Below are 24688 nucleotides of genomic sequence, written 5' to 3' on the forward strand. Positions count from 1 at the left end.
GCTAGTCGTCGTCGTCGAGAAACGCGGCATTGACCAGGTCGTCGAGATCCATTGTCGCCAGGTCTTTTTCCTTGTCCTGATCTGCTTCTGCGCCATCGGCCTCGTTGGACAGACCGAGTAACAGGTCCAGCACACCGGCCTGCCGAAGCCGTTTGACCGGGATGGAGGCCAGCACCCGCTGGATCTCCGCTTCACCGGGTGCAGCTTTGTGAGCTGTCGCGGCCGACGCACCGATCAGCTCCTGACGGAAGTATCCCGCCAGGGCGGCCGAGTTCGGGTAATCGAAGATCAGCGTCGGCGACAGCGGCAGCCCGGTGGCGGTTTTGAGCCGGTTACGCATCTCGACAGCGGTCAGCGAGTCGAAGCCCAGTTCCTGGAACGCCATGTCCGGGTCGATGGCATCCGGGGTGCTGCTGCCCAGCACGGTCGCGATGTGCGAGCGCACCAGATCCAGCAGCACCGACTGCTGCTCGTCCTCCGGAAGACCGTCGAGCCGTTGCAGCAGTGCGGACTTCGATGTGGCGGCGGCCAGCGAGTCGTCAACCTGACGACGCGCCGGCGCGCTGATCAGGTCGACGAACATCGGCGGCAGGGTGCCGCCGTCGAACTTCACCCGAAGGGCGGCGGTGTCGATGTGTGCCGGCAGCAGGAACGGCTCGTCGATCACCATCGCGGTGTCGAGCAGTTGCAGCGCCTGCGTCGAGGACATGGCCACGATGCCGTCGCGGGCGAACCGCGCGAAGTCGACCGCCTCGAGGTCACCCGTCATGCTGCTGGTCTGATCCCATAGGCCCCAGCCCAGCGAGATCGCCGGCAAGCCGCGAGTCCGGCGGTGCACGGCCAGGCCGTCCAGGAAGCTGTTGGCCGCCGAGTAATTCGCCTGGCCCGACGATCCCACCAGACCGGCCATCGACGAGAACATCACGAACGCCGACAGGTTCGAATCCTTGGTCAGCTCATGCAGATTCCAGGCGGTGTCCACCTTGGCCCGCAGCACCGCATCCATCCGCTCCGGCGTCAGCGACGTCACCACTGCGTCGTCGAGCACCCCCGCGGTGTGAATCACCGCGGACAATGGATGCTGGACCGGAATGTCAGCCAGCACCTTGGCCAGCGCCACCCGATCGGCGGTGTCGCAGGCGACGATCGATACCTCGGCACCTCCGGCGGACAATTCCGCGGCCAGCTCCGCGGCACCGGGCGCGTCCGGACCGCGTCGGCCGATCAGTAACAGGTTGCGCACACCATGATTGGCCACCACGTGACGCGCCAGCGACGAACCGGCCATGCCGGTACCGCCGGTGATCACCACGGTGCCCGGCCCAAGGACACCACCTGGCTTGGTAGGAAGGGTCAACACCACCTTGCCGGTGTGGCGGGCCTGGCTCAGGTACCGCAGCGCCGCGGGCGCCCGCCGCACATCGAAAGTGGTTACCGGCAAAGGGCGCAACGTCGCGTCCTCGAACAGCGCGGCGAGGTCGGACAGCATCCGTGCGATCTGATCCGGCCCCGCCTCGAACAGGTCGAAGGCGCGGTAGCGCACGCCGTGTTTCGCGACGACCGCACCGCCGTCGCGGATATCGGTCTTACCCATTTCGAGGAAGACCCCGCCGGGAACGACCAGACGCAACGAGGCGTCGACGAAATCGCCGGCGAGGGAATCCAGCACCACATCCACGCCGCGACCACCCGTCGCGGCACGGAACTTGTCCTCGAACTCCAGCGAGCGGGAGTCACCGATGTGATCGTCGTCAAAGCCCATCGCCCGCAACGTGTCCCACTTGGGTCGGCTGGCCGTTGCGAAGACCTCCAGCCCGAAATGCCGCGCCAGCTGCACCGCGGCCATACCGACCCCACCGGCGGCGGCATGGATCAGAATCCGTTGGCCCGCCTTGACATCGGCCAGCGCGGTCAGCGCATAGTAGGCCGTCGCGAACACCACCGGCACGGTGGCGGCTTCGGTGTAGGACCACCCGGACGGAATGTCCATCAGCAGACGCGCATCGGTGACTGCCATCGTGCCGGTACCCTCGGGGAACAGCCCGGTCACCCGATCACCGACCGCGAAACGTCGCACGTCCGGGGCGGTTTCGATGACGACACCGGACGCCTCCACTCCCATGACGGCGTCTTCGTCAGGGTACAGACCGAGCGCGATCATGACGTCACGGAAGTTGGCCGGCATGGTGCGAACCGCGACCCGTACCTGGCCGGCGCGTAAAGCTGCGTCGGCGTCCGGGATCGGTTCGAGCACCAAGTTCTCGAACGTGCCCTTGGTGGACATGCCCAGTCGCCACGCGTCGCCGCCCGGCGGTACCAGCAGCGCGTCCACCGCCCGGCTGCCGTGCACGCGGCCGGTGTAGACAGTTTCCATGCGGACCACGACCTGCGGCTCACCGACGGCCAGCACCGCCGCGATCGTCGTATCGTTCAGCGGTGCATCGGAATCCACCAGCACGATGTGGCCAGGATGCTCGGTCTGCGCCGCGCGCACCAGGCCCCACACGGCGGCACCGGCCAGGTCGGTGACGTCCTCCCCGGGCAATCCGATCGCACCGCGCGTCGACACCAGCAGCCTGCCGGAGTCGTTCTCGGCGAGCCAGGCTTGCAACGCGGCCAAGGCGTCGTGGGTGCGGGCGTACGTCGAGCCCAGCGCATCGTCGTCGGCCGGCTGAGATTCGAACACGTCGTACGACGGTGTCTCGGCGGCTGATTCGGGCGCCGCAGGTGACCAGACCAGTTCGAAGATCCGGTCGGGGCCAGACCCCGACACCGCGGCCATCAACTGCTGCTGCGACACCGGACGAGCCACCATGGAGGCCACCGACAACACCGGAAGCCCAAGTGCGTCAGCCAGTTCCACCGATACCGAGGACGGGCCGGTGAGCGTGATGCGCGCCCGTACCGACGATGCGCCCGCCGCGTGCAGCGACACGCCCTGCCACGAGAACGGCACCAACACACCGTCGTTGCCGTCGTTGTCGGCCTCGGTGGCGGTGATCATCGCGTGCAGCGTGGCGTCGAGAACCGCCGGGTGCACCCCGAATCCGGCCGGCGACACCCCGGCGTCGTCGGGCAAGGACACGTCGGCGAAGATCTCGTCGCCGCGGCGCCACACAGCGGTCAGCCCTTGGAACGCCGGGCCGTACCCGTAGCCGCGTGCCGCCAGCCGTTCGTAGAGCCCGTCGATGTCGACCGACGTGGCACCAGGTGGCGGCCAGGCACCCAGGTCGGTGCCGGGCTCGGCGACGCCCGGTCGCACGATGCCCTCGGCGTGCAGCGTCCAGCCCGAGTGCACGTCTGCGCGGGACAACACCGACACCGCACGGTGGCCCGATTCGTCGACGCCGTCGACGACCACCTGCACCGCGACCGACCCGGTTGCCGGAATCACCAGCGGCGCCGCCAGCGTCAACTCGTCGACGACCGAGCAGCCGACCTCGTCACCGGCGCGGATGGCCATCTCGACGAAGCCCGCACCGGGGAAGATGACAACGCCGCCGACCGCATGATCGGCCAGCCAGCCCTGCGACCCCGCCGAGAGCCGGCCGGTCAGTGCCACCCCGCCCGAGGTCGGCAGGTCGACCACCGCGCCCAACAGCGCGTGCTCGCTGGCCGCCAAACCGAGACCCGCGGCATCGACCGTGGCGTCATCGGCGGACAGCCAAAAGCGGCGTCGCTCAAAGGCATAGGTCGGCAGTTCGACGAGCGCAGCACCGGGCATCGTGGCACGCCAATCCACGCCGACGCCCGCCACGAACGCCCGGGCAACCCCGGCCATCAGGCTGTCAGCTTCGGGGCGGCCTTTGCGCAGCAACGGCACCGACGCGATGTCGGCCTCGGCCAACGACTCCTCGATCGAGGAGGTGAGACCGCCCCCGGGACCCACCTCCAGGAATCGGCTGGCGCCATTCGAATTCGCGTGACGGATGCTGTCGGCGAACCGCACCGCCGCGCGGATGTGCCGGGTCCAGTAATCGGCCGTCGCGAAGTCGTCGCCGGCCAGTTCTCCGGTCACATTGGAGATCACCGGAATGGTGACCGGGTTGACCGTCAATTCCCGTGCCGCTGCTTTGAATTCGCCGATCATCGGCTCCATCAACGGCGAGTGGAACGCGTGCGACACCGCGAGCTGGTGAACGCGCCGACCTTGCGCACGGAGCTGCCCGGCGACGGCATGCACCGTGTGCTCGTCGCCTGACACCACGACCGACGACGGGCCGTTCACCGCGGCGATCCCGACGTCGTCGGTCAGCAGCGGGCGCACCTCGTCTTCTCCTGCGTGCACGGCGACCATGGCACCGCCGGGCGGCAGGGCCTGCATGAAGCGGCCGCGTGCCACTACCAGCAACGCGGCATTCTCCAACGACAGCGCACCGGCGATGTGCGCCGCGGTCAACTCGCCGACCGAGTGCCCCATCACGAAATCGGGCCGCACTCCCCAGGATTCCAGCAGGCGATACAGCGCAACCTCGATGGCGAACAGCGCCGGCTGGGCGAATTCGGTGGTGTTCAGCAGGTCTTCGTCGTGGCCCCACATCACTTGCCGCAGTGGACGCAGCAGGTGGCGGTCCAGTTCGCCGATCACGGTGTTGAACGCCTCCGCAAAGACCGGGTAGGTGGCGTGCAGCCCCATCCCCATGCCGAGCCATTGCGAACCTTGGCCCGGGAACACGAAGACGGTCTTGCCGGGCAGACCGGTGCCGGTGATCATCGACGCAACGAGCTGACCGTCAGCCAACTCAGACAGACCAGCCAGCAGTTGCTCGCGGTCGGCACCGAGCGCCACGGCGCGATGCTCGAACGCGGCGCGGCCCGCCAGCGACCACCCCACGTCGGCGGCGGCCAACTCGCCACGCGCCCGGACGAATTCGGCCAGCCGCGCGGCCTGCAACTCCAGCGCCGCGGTCGACTTGGCGGTGACCACCCAGGGCACGACGGTCGGAAGCACGGCCGGGCTTTCCTCAGCGGTTGGTTCGACCGGCGGGGCGGACTCGATGATCACGTGCGCGTTGGTCCCGCTGATGCCGAACGACGACACCCCCGCTCGACGCGGATGTCCGTTGGCCGGCCAGGGCTGCTGGTCGGTGAGTAGTTGCACCGCACCCATCGACCAATCCACATGCGGGCTGGGCGCATCCACGTGCAGCGTCGCCGGCAGCACTTCGTGGCGCATCGCCAAAATCATCTTCATCACCCCGGCCACGCCTGCGGCGGCCTGGGTGTGGCCCATGTTCGATTTGATCGAGCCCAACCACAGTGGCGTCTGCCGGTCCTGCCCGTAGGTCGCCAAAATCGCTTGAGCCTCAATCGGATCACCCAGCGTGGTGCCCGTGCCGTGCCCTTCGACCACGTCGACGTCGGCCCCGCTCAGACCCGCGCTGGCCAATGCCGAGCGGACGACCCGCTGCTGCGAGGGACCGTTGGGTGCGGTCAGTCCGTTGGACGCACCGTCCTGGTTGATCGCCGATCCACTCACGACCGCCAGAACCGGGTGCCCCAAGCGTTGCGCGTCGGACAGCCGCTCCAACACCAGCATGCCGCCGCCCTCGGAGAATCCGGTGCCGTCGGCGGCGCCGGCGAAGGATCTGCAGCGGCCATCAGTGGACAAACCGCGCATGCGGCTGAATTCCACGAAGATGTCCGGTGTTGCGTTCACGGTGACGCCACCGGCAAGCGCCAGGTCGCATTCCCCGGACCGCAACGACTGAGCGGCCATGTGCAGCGCCACCAATGACGATGAGCACGCGGTATCCACCGATACCGCCGGGCCTTCCAGCCCCAACACGTACGACACCCGCCCGGATGCCACACTCGACGACTGCCCGGTGAGCCGGAAGCCCTCCGCAGCGCGCGCGGCGCCCATGCCGTAGCCCTGGGCATAGATACCGGCGAATACGCCGGTGGCGCTGCCTATCAAGAGGGTCGGGTCAATGGCGGCCCGTTCCAACGCTTCCCACGTCAGCTCGAGGAACATTCGCTGCTGGGGATCCATTGCCAGCGCTTCTGACGGGCCGATTCCAAAGAATGCCGGGTCGAAGTCCGCGACACCTTCGACGAAGCCTCCGGTGCGCGTGTAGCAGGAGCCGGGAACGTCGGGGTCGGCGTTGTACAGGTTGGCCAGGTCCCAGCCGCGGTCACTCGGGAAGTCGGTGACGACGTCAATGCCGTTGATCACCATGTCCCACAGGTCCTCCGGGGAGTCGACTCCGCCCGGGTAACGGCAGGCCATTCCGACGATCGCGATCCGGTCGTCACCGGTGATCCGCACCGCGGGGACGTTCTTGACTTCCTGCGGGACACCGGCGAGTTCGGTGCGGAAGTAGGACGCCAGCCGGCTCGGTGTCGGGTAGTCGAAGATCAGAGTCGGTGAAAGCGCGAGCCCGGTGGCAGTTTTCAGCCGGTTGCGCATTTCCACGGCGGTCAGCGAGTCGAAGCCCAACTCTTGGAACGCCTTGTCCGGATCGATGGCCTCCGGGGTGGCAGTGCCCAGCACGGTCGCGATGTGCGAGCGCACCAAATCCAGCAGCAGCGCGTGCTGCTCGGCTTCGGGCAGACCGTGAATACGTTGCGTTAGAGCCGACTTGGACTTGCTCGCGGCCAGGGAGTCGTCGACCCGCCGACGAATCGGCGCGTTGATCAGATCGACGAACATCGGTGGGACCATGGCGGCGTTGGCTCGCAGAGCGGCCGTATCGATGTGGGCCGGCAACAGAAGCGGCTCGTCGACGATCATCGCGGTGTCGAACAGCTGTAGCGCGTCCACCGACGACAGCGCCTTCACGCCGGTGCGGGCCAACCGGGCCCGACCGGCGTCGTCGAGCCCGCCGGTCATCTTGCTGGCCTGCTCCCACAGACCCCAGCCCAGCGACATCGCCGGCAGACCGTGTGCGCGACGTTGAGCGGCCAGCGCGTCGAGGAAGCTGTTGGCCGCCGCGTAGTTGGCCTGACCCGACGATCCCACCAGGCCGGCCAGCGAAGAGAACAGCACGAACGCCGACACATTCGAATCTTGGGTCAACTCATGTAGATTCCAGGCCGCGTCCACCTTGGCTCGCAGCACCGCGTCGACCCGATCCGGGGTCAGCGAGGTCAGCACCGCATCGTCGAGCACACCCGCGGCATGGATCACCGCCGACAACGGATGCCGCACCGGAATGTCGGCGATCACTTTCGCCAGCGCAGCGCGGTCCGCGGCGTCACACGCCACCATTGACACGTCGGCTCCGGCGGCCGACAACTCTGCCGTCAGCTCGGCGGCAGCTGGTGCATCCGGGCCGCGGCGGCCGAGCAACAACAGTTGCCGCACACCATGATTGGCCACCAGGTGTCGGGCTACCGCCGAACCGGCCATTCCGGTGCCGCCGGTGATCAGCACCGTGCCCCGTGTCCACGCATCCGGCATGGTCAGTACGACCTTGCCGGTGTGACGGGCTTGGCTGAGGTACCGCAGAGCCGCAGGCGCGCGGCGCACGTCGAAGGTCGTCACTGGCAACGGCCGCAGCACACCAGCGTCGAAGAGCTCGGCAAGGTGCAGCATGTACTGGTGCATGCGTGGCCGGCCGGGCTCGAAAAGGTCGAAGGCGCGGTAGCGCACACCGGGATAGTCTTGGGCGATCTTTCCCGGATCGCGGATGTCAGTCTTACCCATCTCCAGGAAGATCCCACCGGGCTTGACCAGGCGCAGCGAGGCGTCGACGAACTCCCCGGCCAGCGAGTCCAGCACGACGTCGAAGCCGCCGTCCCCGACGATGGCACGGAACTTGTCTTCGAACTCGCACGTCCGGGAATCACCGATGTGGTCGTCGTCAAAGCCCATCGCCCGCAACGTCTCCCACTTGGGTCGGCTGGCTGTGGCGAAGACCTCCAGCCCGAGGTGTCGCGCCAGCTGCACTGCGGCCATTCCCACACCACCGGCACCGGCGTGTAGCAGCAACCGCTGGCCCGGTTTGACGTCGGCGAGGTCGATGAACGCGAAGTAGGCCGTGGTGAATACGGCCGATATCGCGGCGGCTTCGGCGTACGACCAGTCTGACGGCATGGGCAGCAGCAGCCGGACGTCGCCGGCGACCAGCGTGCCGCTGCCGTCCGGGAAGAACCCGTACACGTCATCCCCGACCGCGAAGTCGGTGACGCCGGGGCCGATTTCGGTGACGATGCCGGCACCTTCGCCGCCGATCAACGCGTCGTGGGTGAACATGCCCAGCGTGATCATGACGTCGCGGAAGTTGGTGGCGATCGACCGCAAGGCGACCCGCACCTGGCCGGGCTCGAGCGGCGCATCGGCGTTCGGCACTGGCTCGAGCTGCAGGTTCTCGAACGTGCCCGCGCTGGATAGGCCGAGGCGCCATGGTCCCTCGGCCGGCGGCACCAGCATGCCGTCGACGGCGCGGTTCCCGCGGACCCGCGCCGTGTAGATCGTCTCGTCGCGGACCAGTACCTGTGGCTCGCCGACCGCCAGCACCTTCGCAATCGTCGAATCGTTCAGCGGCGCATCGGAATCCGCCAGAACAATGCGACCCGGATGCTCGGTCTGCGCTGAGCGCACCAACCCCCACACGGCGGCACCGGCGAGATCGGCGACATCCTCACGCGGCAGCCCGACCGCGCGGCGGGTCGACACCACCAAGACCCCCGACTCGTGTTCGGCAAGCCAGGACTGCAGCGCTGCCAGCGCCGCATGCACCTGATCGTAGGTCGCGGTGACCGGATCGCCGGTAGCCGAAGCAGATTCGAACACCTCGTACGCCGGCGTCTCGGCGCGCAACGCTGGCGATGCTGATACCGGCGACCACACCAGCTCGAAAAGCCGATCGCCGGCGGCGCCGGACATCGCCGCCGCCAACTGCTGCTGCGAAATCGGGCGCGCGACCATCGACGTCACCGTCAGTACCGGCAACCCCAGCCCGTCGGCCAGTTCCACCGACACCGCCGACGGGCCCGACGGTGCGATCCGTGCCCGTACCGCGGACGCTCCCGCCGCATGCAGCGACACGCACTGCCACGAGAACGGTAATGCTATCTCTTTGCCACCGGCGCCCAAGTGGGTGACCGCGGCGGCGTGCAACGCCGCGTCGAGCAGCACCGGGTGCACTCCGAATCCGGTTACGCCGCCGGCCGCTTGAGGCAGCGTCACCTCGGCGAAGAACTCGTCGCCGCGCCGCCACACCGCGGTCAGACCCTGGAACGCCGGGCCGTACTGGTAGCCGCGCTCGGCCAGCCGCTGATAGCCGTCGGTCACGTCGACGGCGATCGCGCCCTCCGGCGGCCACACAGAGAGATCCGCTGCCGGCTCGACCACACCGGGCGACAGGATGCCCGTCGCATGGCAGTTCCACGCGGAATCTGCTGTCTCCCGGGCGAACACCGACATGCTGCGCTGGCCGGACTCGTCTGCCGTGCCGACCACCACCTGCACCGCCACCGAGCCCGACGCGGGCAAAAGCAACGGCGACTGCAGATTCAGCTCGTCGACTCTGCCGCAGTCGACTTCGTCGCCGGCGCGGATGGCCAACTCGACGAAGCCCGCACCCGGGAACACCACGACCCCGTCGACGGCGTGGTCGGTCAGCCAGCTCTGGTTGGCCGTCGACAGCCGACCTGTCAGCACCACTGCGCCGGAGTCCGGCAGTTCGACCACCGCGCCCAGCAGGGCGTGCTCGCTGGCGCCGAGCCCCAACCCGGCCGCGTCCACCGCGGCCCCGTCGCCGGAGAGCCAAAAGCGCTTCCGTTCAAAGGCATACGTCGGCAACTCGACGAAGCCGCCCGCCGGAAGCGCCGGACGCCAGTCCACCTTCACGCCCGCCACGAAGGCCAGGGCAGCCGAACTGAGGAAGCGCCGCAGGCCGCCGTCCTCGCGACCTAGAGTCGGAACGACCGTTGCATCCGCGCCGCCCTCGGTGGCGGTGTCCTCGATACCGGCGATCAGCGCCGGATGCGGGCTGGACTCGATGAACGTCCGGTAGCCGCTCTGGGATGCTGTGCGCACCGCAGAGTCAAACTCGACCGTCTGCCGGATGTTTCGGAACCAGTAGTCGGCGTCGAGGCCGGCGGTGTCCTGGATGGCACCGGTGACGGTGGAGAAGAAGACCGTGCGGGCCGACTGCGGTTCGATGCCTGCCAGCGCCTCGGCGAGCTGGTCGCGGATCTCGTCGACGGCCACCGAATGCGACGCGTAATCGACGTCGATGCGACGGGCGCGGATTTCGCCCTCGGTGCACAGCGCGACGATCTCGTCGAGTGCGACTTCCTCACCGGAGAGCACGACGGCAGCTCGCCCGTTGACTGCGGCGATGCTGACTCGATCGCCAAAGGGCACCAACATTTCTCGCGCCTGGTCAGGCCCGCACGCCAGCGACGCCATTCCACCTCGGCCGGACAGCGCCAGCAGCAGTTTGCTGCGCAGCGTCACCACCCGTGCGGCATCGCGCAGCGACAGGCCGCCCGCTACGTAGGCTGCGGCGATCTCGCCCTGGGAGTGCCCGATGACCGCTTCCGGGCGCACACCGATGGAGCGCCACAGTTCGGCCAGCGAAACCATGATCGCGAACAGGGCCGGCTGGACCACGTCGACGCGGTCCAGGCCCGGCGCACCCGGTGCGCCACGCAGGACGTCGATCAACGACCAGTCGACGAACTCGGCGAACGCGTCCGCGCACGCGTTCATCTGCTCGGCGAACACCGGTGCGGTGTCCAGTAGTTCGACACCCATGCCGATCCATTGCGAGCCTTGGCCGGGAAAGACGAAGACGGTTCTACCCGCGGGAATGGCGCGTCCGGCGATCACGGACGCGCCCGGCAACCCCTGCGCTAGTTCGCCCAGGCCGGCCAGCAACGAGCCGCGATCGTCACCGAGCACCACTGCCCGATGTTCGAAGGTCGACCGCCCCGCCAACGACCAGCCCACGTCAGCTGCGGCCAATTGCCCATGGGCGGTGACGAATTCAGCCAGGCGCCGGGCCTGAGCCTCGAGTGCCGCGGCGCTCTTGGCCGACAGCACCCACGGCACCACCGACGGCTGCGCGGCCGCGCTTTCGGCCGGTTCGACCGACGGGGACTCCTCGATGATCACGTGCGCGTTGGTGCCGCTGATCCCGAACGACGACACCGCGGCGCGGCGGGCATGGCCGTTGGGCGACCCGCTCTTCCACGGCTGTGCTTCGGTGAGCAACGACACCGAGCCGACCGACCAATCCACATGCGGGCTGGGCACATCCACGTGCAACGTCGCCGGCAGTACTTCGTGGCGCATCGCCTGCACCATTTTGATCACTCCGGCCACACCAGCGGCGGCCTGGGTGTGACCCATGTTCGACTTGATCGAGCCCAGCCACAAAGGTTTTCCAGGGTTTCCGGCCTCCGCTCGATCCTGACCGTAGGTCGCGAGCAGCGCTTGAGCTTCAATGGGATCGCCCAAAGTCGTTCCGGTGCCGTGGGCCTCGACCACGTCCACATCCCCGGCACTCAGCCCGGCGTTGGCCAACGCCGTGCGCACCACCCGCTGCTGGGAAGGACCGTTGGGCGCGGTGAGCCCGTTGGAGGCGCCGTCTTGGTTGACCGCCGTGCCGCGCACCACCGCGAGCACCCGGTGGCCGAACCGCTGGGCGTCGGAAAGCCTTTCCACGACCAGCATTCCGCCGCCCTCGGACCAGCCGACCCCGTCGGCGGCACCCGCGAAGGGCTTGCACCGGCCATCCGGAGACAGGCCCCGGTGCCGGCTGAATTCGACGAAAACCGTTGGCGTGGCGTTGACGGTCGCGCCGCCGGCCAGCGCCAGATCGCACTCACCGGACCGCAGCGACTGCACCGCCATGTGTAAGGCCACCAACGATGAGGAGCACGCGGTGTCGACTGACACCGCCGGACCCTCCAACCCGAGCACGTAGGCCACCCGGCCGGTCGCGACGCTGGACGTCATACCGGTCAGCCGGTAGCCCTCGATCTCTTCGGCGAGCATCCCGTAGCCCTGCGCGATGATTCCGGCGAACACTCCGGTGGCGCTGCCGCGCAGCGACGTCGGGTCAATCCCGGCCCGTTCCAACGCTTCCCACGACAACTCCAGCAGCATGCGGTGCTGCGGGTCGGTGGCCAATGCCTCGCTGGGAGCCACCCCGAAAAAACTGGCGTCGAAACCGGCCACGTCGTCGACGAACCCGCCGGAGCGGGCGTAGCACTTATGCGGGGCGTCGGGGTCATCGTCGAACAGTCCGGCCAAGTCCCAGCCCCGGTCGGCGGGAAACTCCGACATCACGTCTCGCTGGTCTGCGACCATGTCCCACAGGCTGTCCGGCGAATCCACCCCGCCGGGGAATCGGCACGACATACCGACAATGGCAATCGGCTCACCGGAGCGTTCCAGCAGCGCGCGGTTCTTGCTTTTCAGCCGCTCGACCTGGACCAGCGCCTTACGCAACGCCTCGGTTGCATGCTGAAGTTGGTCAGCCATGTCGTTACCCCTCGCCTAACGTCGGTCGTCGCTCAGCACAAGTGCGGCCCGAGATGAGGAGCAGAGTCACTCGCCGCGAGGACGGCGGCATACCTGCTCTTCGGCCCGAGAACATCGTTGGCGGGCGCCGACTCGCCCACCCCGCCCATGACCTGGCTCCGCAATTGTTTCCGGTGCCCAGCGATCCATGGCGAGACTGTACCCGCCACAAGTCAGCCGAGCCTAAGCCTGGTCAGCGCCACCCGTCGGCGGCCTTGGCGGCCTGCATCAGCACCGTGCAGAGCTCACGCAATTCGGGGGTGCCGGCACCTTCGTCCAAGGCGGTGGCCACGTCCTCGGCGGCACATCTCACCTGATAGACCCGGTCAGAAAGGTCAGCGGCCTCGTCGGCGGACAGCACGACCGCGTCCGCGGGCGGTGACATGCCCTTGACCCCGTGCATCGAGGCCCGCTGCTCGTAAGCGCGCTGTCGGCAGGACTGCCGACAGTATTGCCGGCGGCGACCCAACCCGATGTCAGGGACGTCACGGCCGCACCAGCGGCACGGCTGCGGGCGGACGCGTCGTGGCACGGAGCCGACTTTAGTCGGGGGTCAGCCGAATCCCGGTATCATGGACATTCGAGTCGCCAGGCAGCCCCGGCGACCGCTGGGAACTACGCCGCCCCCGATGACGTTGTTCAAAGCGCTAGCTGCTGAGAAGACATTAAGAGGAGTGCTAACCAATGGCCGATCGCGTCCTGAGAGGCAGTCGCCTTGGAGCCGTAAGCTACGAGACTGACCGCAACCACGACCTGGCGCCGCGTCAGATCGCGCGCTACCGCACCGAGAACGGCGAAGAGTTCGACGTGCCGTTTGCCGACGACGCCGAGATCCCCGGCAACTGGCTGTGCCGCAACGGCATGGAGGGCACCCTGATTGAGGGTGACCTGCCCGAGCCCAAGAAAACCAAGCCGCCCCGCACCCACTGGGACATGCTGCTGGAGCGCCGTTCGGTCGAAGAGCTCGACGAACTGCTCAAAGAGCGTCTCGACCTGATCAAAACCCGCCGGCGCGGCAGCGGCGCCTAGGTCAGAACAGGAAGTCGAACGTCGGCGGAATGAGCCCGTCCGCTGGGAAGCTTCCGATGTCGAAGTACGACGGGTCGAACATCTGGGCAGCCAGGCTCGCCCACGGCGACACGTCGATGTCACCGTACGGAGTCACCAGCCAGGCTCCGACGGCGTCCGAAGACGACCCGGTCAGGTCGAGGTTGATGGAGTCATAGCTGAAGCCATCGCCGAGGCTCTGCAGCGTGATCACGCCGTTGTCGACGTTGGTGCCCTCGATGGCGGGCAGGAAGAGCTGCTGCGCCGAGAACCCGTTGTCGATACCCGTGTAGTTGAGGCTATCGATGATGTTGGCGTGAGACACGTCCAAGGTGCTGGTCGGACCGAACGCCTGGCCGCCGATCGTCACATTCTCGTCAAAGAACTTCTGCGCGAATGGCGCCAGTGAGTCCGACTCGAACTTGACGTCCTGGGAACCGTAGGCAGTGTTACCGAAGACGCCCGCGGTTTGATAGTTGAAATCGGGGTTGCCCGTCAGCTCGATGCCGAACGGGTTCGCCAACGGCTTGGAGAAGTCGAACAGCTGGCTCTCCAGGTAGGCCAGCCCGCCGTAGTCACCACCGTTCTCCACATGCGACACGTCGAAGGTGCCGGTCGGCGTCACCAGGAACGCGCCCACGGCATTGTCGACGCCGTCGCTGTTCACCGAAGTGACGCCGGGGCCGACCAGGTCGATGTAGGCGTACCCGTAGCCGCCGCCGAAGTCGTGGATGCCGATGACGCCGCTCTGTATGTTGGTGTCCGCGATGTGGGGTAGCAGAATTTGTTGCTGGCTTCCGAGGCCGTCCTGCAGCTTGTCGATGACGTCGGTTTGCACATTGCTCGCGGCCAACTCATTCATGCTGGTGATCGGCGCGCCATTCACGGTCACGTTGTTGAGGAAGAACTGTTCGACGGGTTGCGAGAGGTTGGCCGAATCGAAGTCAATCGACTGGTGGCCGTAGGCGATGCCTTCCGCGGCGTCACTGGCCTGGTAGGTGAAAACCGGCGAGCTTGGGAAAGTGACGCCGAATGGGTCGGGCACCGCAACAGTCGTCGCGTCCGGATCCGCCGCGGCAACGGCGGCAGACAGAGACGTCGCTGTTGCAGCGCCCCCGAGGACGAGGAACGTGAGGATGCGCTTCACAACTGACCTCCATTTGCAGGCTGCAAGTACGCAACCCGGGCGTGGACTGAGATTACGGTATGATCTTGTTTTGTTGAGAATCTCAGTTATTGGGTGACCGGAGTCACACGCTTGCCCCTGTGCAGGCGGCCGTCGATCCCCCACTGCGCGACCTTGACTACGGCTTCGCGGATGTTGGAGCCGCTCATCTTCGATACGCCGAGTTCCCGCTCGGTGAAGGTGATCGGCACCTCCGCGACGACAAACCCGTTGGTGATGGTGCGCCAAGTCAAGTCGATCTGGAAACAGTAGCCCTTCGAGTCGACGTGGTCGAGGTCGATCTTTTCCAGGACCTCGCGGCGGTAGGCGCGGTAGCCGGCGGTGATGTCGTGGATGCCGATGCCCAGCGCCAGCCGGGCATAGGTGTTGGCTGTCCAGGACAGCGCCCAGCGCCGCCGCGGCCAGTTCTGCACGTTCCCGCCCTCGACGTAGCGCGAGCCGATTACCAGGTCGGCGCCACCGTCGATGGCCTCGAGTAGCAGGTTCAGTTGCTCGGGTGCGTGGCTGCCGTCGGCGTCCATCTCGACCAGCGTGGTGTAACCGCGGCAGAGCCCCCAGGCGAAACCGGCGAGGTAGGCCGCGCCCAAACCGTCCTTGACCGTGCGGTGCATGACGTGAATGACGTCGGGGTTGGCCGACGCCAGGTCCTCGGCCAACTGCCCGGTACCGTCTGGGCTGTTGTCGTCGACGATTAGCACGTCCACGTCCGGCAGAGCCGTGCGGAGACGCTGCGTAATGAGCGGAAGGTTCTCCCGCTCATTGAAGGTGGGGATGATCACCAGGGTGCGCAGGCTCGGACGCTCGCGCGAATCGCCGGCGGTCATAGCTCTCCTCTTTCTGGCCCTCGGTGGGCGGAATCTCGGCCGCCGTCGTCGAACTCGGCATCGGCTGACTCCTCGTCGGCGCCGGCCACTGCGTCGTAGCCGGGCAGGGCGTCGTCGGAGCCTTCCGACGCGGGGGCACCCCTGTTTGCCAACTCGGACAGCCGTCGGTGGATATCCGCGAACCAACCATTGTGCAGTATCGCAGCGAACAGGACCGTCAGAGCGGCCAGCACCAGAGCGCCCTGCACGATCGGGCCCCACCTGGCGGCCGGGGTCATCGATGTCTTGAGGCGCACCTGGTTGTCCAGGTAAGCGGGTGTGAAGAACCGCGTCCGCTGCAGCTCACGGCCATCCGGGGTGACCAAAGCGGAGATCCCGACGTTGCTGGCGACGACGGCGTAGCGGTCCAGTTCCACGGCGCGCAGCTTGGAGAAGGCCAACTGCTGCTCGCTCATCGTCTGGTTGAAGTTGGCGTTGTTGGCCGGCACCGCGAGCAGTTGCGCGCCGTTGCGGACCGAATGCTGCAACGCCCGGTCGAAGCTGACTTCCCAGCAGGTGGCGATCCCGATCGGGGTGCCTCCGGCCCGCACGACACCGGAGCCCGTGCCCGGGACGATGTAGCCGGCCATGTCGGCCATCCCGGACAAATGCCGGAAGAATCCGCGCCAGGGCAGGTATTCCCCGAACGGCTGCACGATCCGCTTGTCGTGGCGATCACCCGGTCCCGACTTCGGATTCCAGACGATCACCGTGTTCGTCTGAGCCGGCTCATGAGCCGGCCGATCCGCGAGGTCGAGCACCGTGCCGACCAGGATCGGCGCGCCGATCGCCTCGACGGCTACCGCGATCTCTTGCGCCGCGTCGGGGTTGTCGATCGGATCGATCTCCGACGCGTCTTCGGGCCACACCACGAAGTCGGGTTGCGGCGCGCGACCGGCACGCACATCGTCGGCCAGCCGGCGGGTTTCCCGGACGTCGTTGCCCAGCACCGCAAGGCGCTGCGCGTTGAACTCCAGGCCGAGTCGGGGCACGTTGCCCTGAACCACGGCCGCGGTGACAGTGGGTTCGTTGCCTGATCCGGTGCCGGAGTGGCGGACCTGCGGCCAGACCGCGGCGGCGAGGAAAAACATCAGGCAGATGCAGATGGCGGGCAGCACGACGGCGGGCGGCGCGTCGGCGATCCGGGAATCATCGGCGGTGGGCCGGTCGGCAGTGTGGTGGCGCTGCGAGGCCCGCCACCAGGACATCGCCTCCATCGCCAACGCGGCGGCGCCGCAGCCGGTGAGCACGATCGCCAGTGAGAGCAGCGGGACGCCGCCGAGCCGGACCAGCGGCAGGAACGGCCCTGACGTTTGACCGGCGGCCACCACGCCCCACGGGAACCCGCCGAACGGAATGGTGCACTTCAGCCATTCCTGCGTCGTCCACAGCAGCGCGAACCAGATCGGCCAGCCCGGAAGGCGCCGAACGGTCACGGCCGCCAGCCCGAAGAGTGCCGGGAACAGCGCGCACAACACCACCAACGCCAGCAGCGGGACGGCGCCCACCAGAATGCTGATCCACCGGATCAGCGGCAGATAGAAGGCCAGGCCGAACAGGAACCCGTAACCGAAGCCTCCGAAAGGTGTGGTCGCCGGCCGGGTCAGCACCCAGGCCAGCACGCCGAAGGCAAGGATCGCCGCCCACCACCAGTCGAACCGCGGATAGCTCGTACCCAACGACAGCCCGGCCACGACCGAGGCGCCCAGGCGCGTCAGCCGCGGCCGCAGCCATCGGCCAGCCTGTGGCGCGCGGATCTGCGTTTCACGGATCAGCCAAGCCACCAGAACCGCGGTCAGGTGGACCAGCCGTTGCCACAGAGACGTGCCGATCCGGGCGGCCTGCTCGCGCATCTGTGCCAACCGGTCCACACCGTCGGCCGGCCGCTGGACCTGCTCGTCCGCCGACTCGACATCGTCAGCGGCGTCGTCGACATTGTCGTCACCGTCATGGTCTGGCGCGGTATCCGGAATCGGCGGAACCTCGCCCGTGACGTCAGCGGCCGCCGAGACGGGGATTTCTCCGGTGAAGCCTTCTTCGTCTTTGATCGGGTCCTCGATCGCCGGGAACACGTCGGTGCTTTCGGCGCTCTTCAGGGACCGGCTCCGGCGGTCGAACCGCCCGACGCCCCTAGCCATGAATCATCGCGCCCCGATGCACCGTCTGCCGGCAGCGCGGCAGCGGGTCGGCTGGGCCCAACCGCGGCAGCGCCGGCACCCGAGATCGAGGATCGGTCGACCACCGGCGCAGGGCGTCATTGGGCGCGCCGCTTTCGAGGTCGCCGATGTCCCAGACGGCGTACGACGCGGGCGCGCCCGGGACCAGGCTGCCTGCGTGACCATCTCCGCCGCCGGCCGCCCGCCATCCACCGCGGGTCGCGGCGGCGAACGCCGCCCGCGCCGAAAGTGCGCTGGCTGGTGTGTGGTGGTGCACGGCGGCCCGGATCGTCGCCCATGGGTCGAGGCCGGTGACGGGGGCGTCGGATCCGAACGCGAGGGCCACGCCTTGGGATGCTAGCAGCGCAAACGGGTTGAGACGCCCGGCTCGATCGATACCGAGACGACGGGCATACATGCCGTCACGACCACCCCACAGCGCGTCGAAATTGGGCTGCACGCTGGCCGTCACCCCCCATGCGCCCAGCTTGACCGCCTGCTCGGCGGTGACCATCTCCACGTGCTCCAGGCGGTGGCCGCACCGGGCTACCGCGGGTACGCCGAACTCGTCGACCACGTGTTCCAGGGCGGCAACCACGCTGGCGACCGCGGCGTCGCCGATGACGTGAAAGCCAGCCGTCACACCGGCTTCGGTGCACGCCCGCAGGTGGGCGGCGACGGCGTCGGCGTCCAGGTGGCAGGTTCCGCAGTGGTCGGCGTCGCTGTACGGATTGTGCAGCCAGGCGGTGCGCGACCCGAGCGCGCCGTCGACGAACAGGTCGCCGGCCAGCCCAGCCGCGCCGGTGTCGTCGAGCAGCGCGCGGGCCTGGGCCGGGCTGCTCACTGCCTCACCCCAATAGCCGATCACCTCGACGCCGTGGTCGAGTGCCCGCACTTCGCGCCAGTCGTCGGGGCCACCGATCTGCGGGCCGGCGCATTCGTGCACCGCGGCAATCCCGTTCGCGGCGACGGCGTGCAGCGCGGCCAGCCGGGCTTCCGCACGCTGGCCCTCGGTCAGCAGTTCGCGCGCGACGGCACGAACCCGGTGATGGGCGTTGGCGACCAGCGGGCGCTGTTCGTCGAAGCCGGTCTCCGACGCCAACCCGTCGACGCGCTGCCGCAGACCGGTCGATGCCAACGCCGAGTGCACGTCGACCCGCGCCAGGTAGGCGGGCCGATCGCCGAGCACAGCGTCGAGGTCGGCGGTGCTCGGCGGGGTGTTTTCCGGCCACGACGACTCGTCCCATCCGTGGCCCCAGATGGGTGCACCGGGGTTGGCCGCCGCATGATCGGCAACCAGCCGCAGGCAATGCGGCAGCGATTTCGCAGCGCGGAGGTCGAGACCGGTGAGCGTCAGCCCGGTGGCGGTGAGGTGAATATGACTGTCGACGAAGGCCGGGGCGACGAAGCCGCCGGCCAGATCGACGATGTCGGCGCCCGCGAACTGCTCTCGGCCGACGTCGTCGCTGCCCAGCCACACCACAGTGCCGCCGCGCACCGCCATCGCGGTGGCATCGGGATGGCTTGGGCTGTGCACCCTGCCGTCGAGCAACAGGGTGGTCGGGACGTCAGTCACGCCGATAGAACCTACGGGGTGGGGTGCAGCGGCTATTCAGGCCGCAAACGCGGCAGGGCCGGCGGATCAGACACCTCACTGACGTCGGCGGCATCAATGACCTCGCCGTCGATGTAGTCCGGTCGCCGCGGGCGGTGGTACGGGCCGACCCCGGTGACCGTGAACAACGGGACGCGCCGGCCGAGGCCGCGGACGGCCATCGCGCCGAGCAGCGGGCGGACGGCGGCCCGGGTCGGCGGTAGCAACAAAAACACGCCCGCGACGCTGGTCAACAGGCCGGGCGTCACCACGAGCAAGGTTCCGGATGCGACCGCCATACCGTCGGCGGCCAGCGTCGACTGGCCGGCATTCATCCCGGACCGCAGCCGGTTGAGCTGCACCTTGAGTTGCGAGCCCGCGAGCGCCAATCCCCCGGCGAACGCAACCAACAGCAACAGCAGGGTCCATCCGAGCCCGATCGTCGACGCCAGCGCCACCACAACGGCGAGCTCGGCGACGACGTAGAGCAGAAACAGTCGCGACACCATGAGAGGGCAACGTCGCAGACCACCGGTGGAGTTCCGCAGATTCTCCCCGGCGCGGTTAGATGTCTGACGTGACGACAATCGAGATCGATACCCCGGCCGGCCCCATCGACGCGCTGCTCGACGTCCCCGACGGCTCGGGCCCCTGGCCCGGTGTGGTGATCATTCACGACGCGATCGGTTACGGACCGGATAAAGAGTCGATCAACCGCCGCGTCGCAGCGGCGGGGTATGTCGCGCTGACCCCGAACTTGTTCGCCCGTGGCGGCTGGGCGCGATGCATGACCAAGGTCATCCGCGAAGTGATCGCCCAGCACGGGCGCTCGCTTGACGACGTGCTGGTTGCCCGCGACCACCTGAAGGCCCTGCCGGAAACCACCGACCGCATCGGCATCGCGGGATTCTGCATGGGCGGGCAGTTCGCACTTGTGATGTCGCCCAAGGGTTTTGACGCCTCAGCACCCTTCTACGGCGCACCGTTGCCGCGGGAGCTCAGCGAAACGCTGGACGGGGCCTGCCCGGTGGTGGCCAGTTTCGGCCGCCGGGATCCGATCGGCCGCGGGGCATCCGAGAAGCTGCAGCGGGTGCTCGACGACAAGGGCATCACCAACGACGTCAAGTCCTATCCGAAGGTGGGGCACGGCTTCGCCAACAAGCTTCCCGCCCAACCGCTGCTACGCATCACCGGGTTCGGCTACAACCAAGAGGCCACCGACGATGCATGGAAGCGCGTCTTCGCGTTCTTCGGTGAGCACCTAGGAAGCAGCGCGTAGTCCGATTGCGCGGCTCCTCCTCAGGCCGCTACTCGGCCCGCGTCGTCGCAGCGCGTAATTCCAGACCGACGTTGTTCGCCTTGCCCCCGCGCAGCTTGCTGAACACGTTGAACACCTTGCCGACGATGCCGTATTCGCTTCCGATGGCGTCGTAGACGAGGCCGGTCTGCGATGAGTCGAGGATCGTCGCAGTTGCCTCGATGGCCTCGCTTTTCGGGTGTCCGCCGCGATCGCAGATCGCCAGCGTGACCCGCGGGGTATTGCGAATTCGCTTGACTTTCCATGATTTTGCCTGCGTGATGACCAGCAGGTGGTCGCCCTTGTTGGCGGCCCAGATCGCGGTGGGCTTGGGCCGGCCGTCCTTGGTGAAGGTGGTCAGCAGAACGAATTCCGCTTTGGCGATGTCGGCGAAGGTCGGTGACATCCCGTCAGTCTAATGGCGCTGACGACGCCTAGGCTTCAACCCAACAAGAAGGAGCAACCGACGATGAAACGTTCCTCTGTTGCCGACAAGGTGGTTGCCATCACTGGTGGTGCGCGTGGGATCGGTCTGGCGACCGCGACCGTTCTGCACGGTCTGGGCGCCAAGGTTGCGATCGGCGATATCGACCGATCGGCAGTCAAGGAAGCGACCAACGACGTGGGCCTCGAGTTCGCGCGGCGATTGGACGTGACGCATCGACGGTCCTTTACCGAATTTCTCGACACCGTTGAAGAGCGCCTCGGGACCGTGGACGTATTGGTGAACAACGCCGGGGTCATCGCGGTCGGCAGCGCGGTCGACGAGGCCGATGCCGCCACGCAGCGACTGCTCAATGTCAACGTCTACGGCGTGATTCTCGGAACCAAGCTGGCAGCCCAGCGAATGCTGCCGCGCGGTCACGGTCACATCATCAACATCGCGTCACTGGGCAGCCTGCTGCCGACCGAGGGCATCGCAACCTATTGCGCGACAAAGCATGCCGTGCTGGGCTACACCGACACTGTTCGCATGGAAAACCGCGGGAGCGGTGTCCACTTCTCAGCGATCATGCCAACTCTGACCAATACCGAAATGATCACCGGCATCGGGCATGCGAAGGGGTTCAAGAATGCCGAGCCGAATGATGTCGCCCAGGCGATCGCCCGGGTGATCGCCAGACCGAAACCACGCGTGCTCGTCCCCCGTGCGATCGGCGCGACCGTGACGGGCCAGCGGCTGATGCCGCTACGGGTGTCTGAGGCGTTGGGGCGCGCGCTGGGCACCGGGCGCGTTTTCACCAGCGACGTCGAAGTCGAGAAGCGCAAAGCCTATGCGCGGCGGGCGGGCACGTCCTGAACCGTGCAACCGGCGGCTCGCTGGCACGAATCAGGCTGCCCGGCGGCAGGTTGACGGCCGGCCAGTTGGTAGCGCTGGCACATGCGTCTGCGGCTTTCGGCTCGGCAGCGCTGGAGCTGACCGGCCGAGGGAATCTGCAGATACCCGACGTCAGCGATACCGATGCCGTAGTTGCGGCGGTGGCGGAGGCCGGTCTGTTGCCGGGCTGCTCCATCGTCGCCTCACCGCTGTCCGGGAGGGCGGGCGGTATCGCCGACGTGCGGGCATGGGTCGCCGAACTGGACGCTGCTATCCAGACGGAGCCGGTTTTGGCACAGCTACCGGAACGCTTCCTGTTCAGCATCGACGACGGACGCGGCGACGTGTCCGGGCTGGGTGCCGACGTTGGTGTTCACGTCGAGGACGACCACGCCGCACTGGTGCTGGCCGGGCGCGACACCGGAGTCCGGTTGACCACCCGCGAGGTGGTCGACACGATGATTGCCGTTGCGGCGCGGTTCGCCGAGGTGCGCGAAGAGGCCTCGCGAGTAAGCGAATTGGCTGACCCGTCGCTCTTGTGGCCTGGCGTCGAGCTCGGTGATGGCTTTCGGACGCTCCCCCGCTCGCCCGTGGGCTGGATCGAGCAGGACGACGGCCGGGTGGCGTTGGGCGCCGCGGTGCCACTGGGCGTGCTGCCCGCGCGGGTCGCGGAGTACTTGGCCGCGATCGAGGCGCCGCTGGTGGTCACCCCGTGGCGCTCGATACTCGTCTGCGACCTCGACGAGGCCGTGGCCGACACGGCACTGCGGGTGCTGGCTCCGGTGGGACTGGTCTTCGACGAGAACTCGCCGCGGCCAGCCGTTGGCGGCGATCCCGGCGACGAGGATTTCTAGCGCGGCATCCGGCGCCAGACGAACTGCGGCAGCTGTCGCATCACGCCGGCCGCTGGTCCCAACGCCCAGGGAATCCACACTGTCCGTCGGCCGTTGGCCAGCGCCCGCGCCGTCGCCGCAGCCACCTGCGCCGGTGTGCTGGACAGCGGCGCCGGCGTCATGCCTTGCGTCATCCGCCCGATCACGAAGCCGGGCCGCACGATCAACAACCGCACACCGGTCCCGTGCAGCGCGTCGGCCAGACCACAGGCGAAGCCGTCCAAACCGGCCTTGGCCGAACCGTAGACGTAGTTTGCCCGACGCACCCGGGCACCGGCGATCGACGAGAACACCACCAGCTTTCCCCGGCCGGCCTGCCGCATCGCCGCGGCCAGATGGGTGAGCAGGCTGACCTGGGCGACGTAGTCGGTGTGGACGACGGCAACGGCGTGCGCGGCGTCGGTCTCGGCGCGATGTTGATCGCCGAGGATGCCGAACGCCAGCACCGCGGTGTCGATCGGACCGTGCCCGGCAACGATCGAATCGACCAGCGGGCCGTGCGATTCCACGTCGTCGGCGTCGAATTCGACGCACGCCACCCGCACCGCTCCGGCCGCGCGGATCGCTGCGATCTGTTCGTCGAGCCGGTCGGCGTTGCGGGCCGCCAGCACGATCGACGCGCCGGGGGCCAGCCGCACCGCGAGCTCGACGCCGATTTCGCTGCGGCCGCCGAGAATCAGCACTGTCGGCGTGCCCGTGTCATCCACGGCTGCGATTATCTCCTGCGCTAGCGTGGGCGGTGATGGCGAACTCCACGGCCCGGCTGACCAATGACGCGCTGGCATTTCTGACCGAGCGCCACCTCGCCATGCTGACCACGCTGCGCGCCGACAATTCGCCGCATGTCGTGGCGGTCGGCTTCACCTTCGATCCGAAGACCCACATCGCCCGCGTGATCACCACCGGTGGCTCGCAGAAGGCGGTCAACGCCGACCGCGGCGAGGTCGCCGTCCTCAGTCAGGTCGACGGGGCGCGATGGCTGTCGTTGGAGGGTCGGGCGAGCGTCAACCGCGACCCCGCCGCCGTGCGCGACGCCGAGCTGCGCTACGCGCAGCGCTACCGCACGCCGCGGGAGAACCCCCGACGGGTGGTCATCGAAGTTCAGGTCGAGCGGGTGCTCGGGTCCTCGGATCTGTTGACCCGCAAGTCCGACTAGCCCGCTAGACGAGCGTGGCGCCCGGCGCCCGGATCACCAACGGCACCGCGGGGAAATACGCCGCCAGCTCCGGTCGTGACTTGGACAGGGCGGCCGTGCCATAGCCACGGTGTCGGTAGTCCGGGTGGATCCAGATCCGGACGTGCACCTCATGGCCCTCGAGCTCGCCGAAAACCATGCCGACCTTGTCACCGCCGTCGACCGCGACAAACCAGGCCGCCTCTTCAGCGTCGAATCGCTCCTCTGCGGAACGGATTTCGTCTTCGAGGTCAGTGGCGGGAGCGCCCGAGCCGTCGCCCTTGGCGCCGATGTCCTTGGTGCGTGCGGAGAAGATGTCGTGGTCCGATTTGCCGGAGAACGCCCGTAGCGCCATCGAGTCGCCCGAGCTGGCCGGCCGGTCCTTGAATGTGAAACTCAAGATGTTGTTCAGGTCTTCGAGCTCGGCGGCGATGATCTTGCGCGAGTCCTTGGTCAGTTGATCGAACGACATGCCGATCACCGCTTCAGCACCCAGCCGCGACGTGCCCAGCAACTCGACGATGCCGTCGACCGCGGACGGTCTATCGTCGGCGCCCACGATCAGGTCCAGCACATCGTGGCGGCGTTCCAGAGCGTTCATGAAAGCGTTGGTGATTTCTCGGCGTGCGGCGGCGCGGTCGTGGTCGGTCATCGTGTGAGCCTAATACTCAGAGCG

General features: G+C 67.7%; 14 protein-coding genes and 1 pseudogene. 5 read left to right on the plus strand and 10 right to left on the minus strand.

Annotation, left to right across the window (positions count from 1 at the left end; all coding sequences use genetic code 11):
* Nucleotide 1: 1 nt before the first annotated feature.
* Nucleotides 2-12445, minus strand: coding sequence for a type I polyketide synthase (locus ACQY5A_RS05260; RefSeq protein ID WP_428339327.1), 12444 nt, complete (start codon nucleotides 12443-12445; stop codon nucleotides 2-4).
* Nucleotides 12446-12677: 232 nt separating this feature from the next.
* Nucleotides 12678-13016 (minus strand): hypothetical protein, encoded by a 339-nt coding sequence (locus tag ACQY5A_RS05265; protein WP_428339328.1) that lies wholly within the window; start codon nucleotides 13014-13016, stop codon nucleotides 12678-12680.
* A gap of 152 nt (nucleotides 13017-13168) precedes the next feature.
* On the opposite strand from ACQY5A_RS05265, the gene ACQY5A_RS05270 reads away from it, so the two are divergent.
* Nucleotides 13169-13513 (plus strand): RNA polymerase-binding protein RbpA, encoded by a 345-nt coding sequence (locus tag ACQY5A_RS05270; protein ID WP_428339329.1) that lies wholly within the window; start codon nucleotides 13169-13171, stop codon nucleotides 13511-13513.
* 1 nt (nucleotide 13514) lies between these two features.
* On the opposite strand, the gene ACQY5A_RS05275 is transcribed toward ACQY5A_RS05270, so the two are convergent.
* The 5 genes from ACQY5A_RS05275 to ACQY5A_RS05295 all read right to left on the minus strand — a co-directional run bounded on the left by ACQY5A_RS05275 (nucleotide 13515) and on the right by ACQY5A_RS05295 (nucleotide 19839).
* The gene (locus ACQY5A_RS05275; protein ID WP_428339330.1) at nucleotides 13515-14678 is read right to left on the minus strand and encodes a hypothetical protein; all 1164 of its coding nucleotides are present in this window, start codon (nucleotides 14676-14678) and stop codon (nucleotides 13515-13517) included.
* An 86-nt stretch (nucleotides 14679-14764) separates the two neighbouring features.
* Nucleotides 14765-15541 (minus strand): polyprenol monophosphomannose synthase, encoded by a 777-nt coding sequence (locus tag ACQY5A_RS05280; protein ID WP_428339331.1) that lies wholly within the window; start codon nucleotides 15539-15541, stop codon nucleotides 14765-14767.
* A complete protein-coding gene (lnt, locus tag ACQY5A_RS05285; RefSeq protein WP_428339332.1) occupies nucleotides 15538-17718 on the minus strand; it encodes an apolipoprotein N-acyltransferase in 2181 nt (726 codons plus the stop codon). Before lnt ends, ACQY5A_RS05280 begins: the two co-directional genes overlap by 4 nt.
* Nucleotides 17711-19240, minus strand: a complete 1530-nt coding sequence (locus ACQY5A_RS05290; RefSeq protein WP_428339412.1) for an amidohydrolase — start codon at nucleotides 19238-19240, stop codon at nucleotides 17711-17713. The genes lnt and ACQY5A_RS05290 overlap by 8 nt, the downstream gene beginning before the upstream one ends.
* 104 nt (nucleotides 19241-19344) lie before the next feature.
* The gene (locus tag ACQY5A_RS05295; RefSeq protein ID WP_428339333.1) at nucleotides 19345-19839 is read right to left on the minus strand and encodes an FxsA family protein; all 495 of its coding nucleotides are present in this window, start codon (nucleotides 19837-19839) and stop codon (nucleotides 19345-19347) included.
* Between the two features lie 68 nt (nucleotides 19840-19907).
* Here ACQY5A_RS05295 and ACQY5A_RS05300 point away from each other — a divergent pair, with 68 nt between their 5' ends.
* Complete coding sequence (locus tag ACQY5A_RS05300) at nucleotides 19908-20609, plus strand: dienelactone hydrolase family protein (RefSeq protein ID WP_428339334.1); 702 nt, start codon at nucleotides 19908-19910, stop codon at nucleotides 20607-20609.
* A gap of 28 nt (nucleotides 20610-20637) precedes the next feature.
* On the opposite strand, the gene ACQY5A_RS05305 is transcribed toward ACQY5A_RS05300, so the two are convergent.
* Nucleotides 20638-21033, minus strand: a complete 396-nt coding sequence (locus ACQY5A_RS05305; protein WP_428339335.1) for a PPOX class F420-dependent oxidoreductase — start codon at nucleotides 21031-21033, stop codon at nucleotides 20638-20640.
* Between the two features lie 63 nt (nucleotides 21034-21096).
* Between ACQY5A_RS05305 and ACQY5A_RS05310 the strand changes: the two genes are divergently transcribed.
* Nucleotides 21097-21927, plus strand: a complete 831-nt coding sequence (locus ACQY5A_RS05310) for an SDR family oxidoreductase (protein WP_428339413.1) — start codon at nucleotides 21097-21099, stop codon at nucleotides 21925-21927.
* Nucleotides 21924-22784, plus strand: a pseudogene (locus ACQY5A_RS05315) (precorrin-3B synthase); the annotation flags it as partial. The gene ACQY5A_RS05310 and the pseudogene ACQY5A_RS05315, both read left to right, overlap by 4 nt.
* Before the next feature lie 11 nt (nucleotides 22785-22795).
* Here the strand turns inward: ACQY5A_RS05315 and ACQY5A_RS05320 are convergent.
* Complete coding sequence (locus ACQY5A_RS05320) at nucleotides 22796-23545, minus strand: SDR family NAD(P)-dependent oxidoreductase (protein WP_428339336.1); 750 nt, start codon at nucleotides 23543-23545, stop codon at nucleotides 22796-22798.
* 35 nt (nucleotides 23546-23580) lie between these two features.
* On the opposite strand from ACQY5A_RS05320, the gene ACQY5A_RS05325 reads away from it, so the two are divergent.
* Nucleotides 23581-23994: a F420-dependent biliverdin reductase gene (locus ACQY5A_RS05325; RefSeq protein ID WP_428339337.1), complete on the plus strand. Its 414-nt coding sequence runs from the start codon at nucleotides 23581-23583 to the stop codon at nucleotides 23992-23994.
* A gap of 4 nt (nucleotides 23995-23998) precedes the next feature.
* Here the strand turns inward: ACQY5A_RS05325 and ACQY5A_RS05330 are convergent, their stop codons facing one another.
* Nucleotides 23999-24664, minus strand: coding sequence for a GNAT family N-acetyltransferase (locus tag ACQY5A_RS05330; protein ID WP_428339338.1), 666 nt, complete (start codon nucleotides 24662-24664; stop codon nucleotides 23999-24001).
* Nucleotides 24665-24688: the final 24 nt, after the last annotated feature.

The organism is Mycobacterium sp. (assembly GCF_965277065.1).
In the GTDB taxonomy this organism is placed as follows: domain Bacteria; phylum Actinomycetota; class Actinomycetes; order Mycobacteriales; family Mycobacteriaceae; genus Mycobacterium.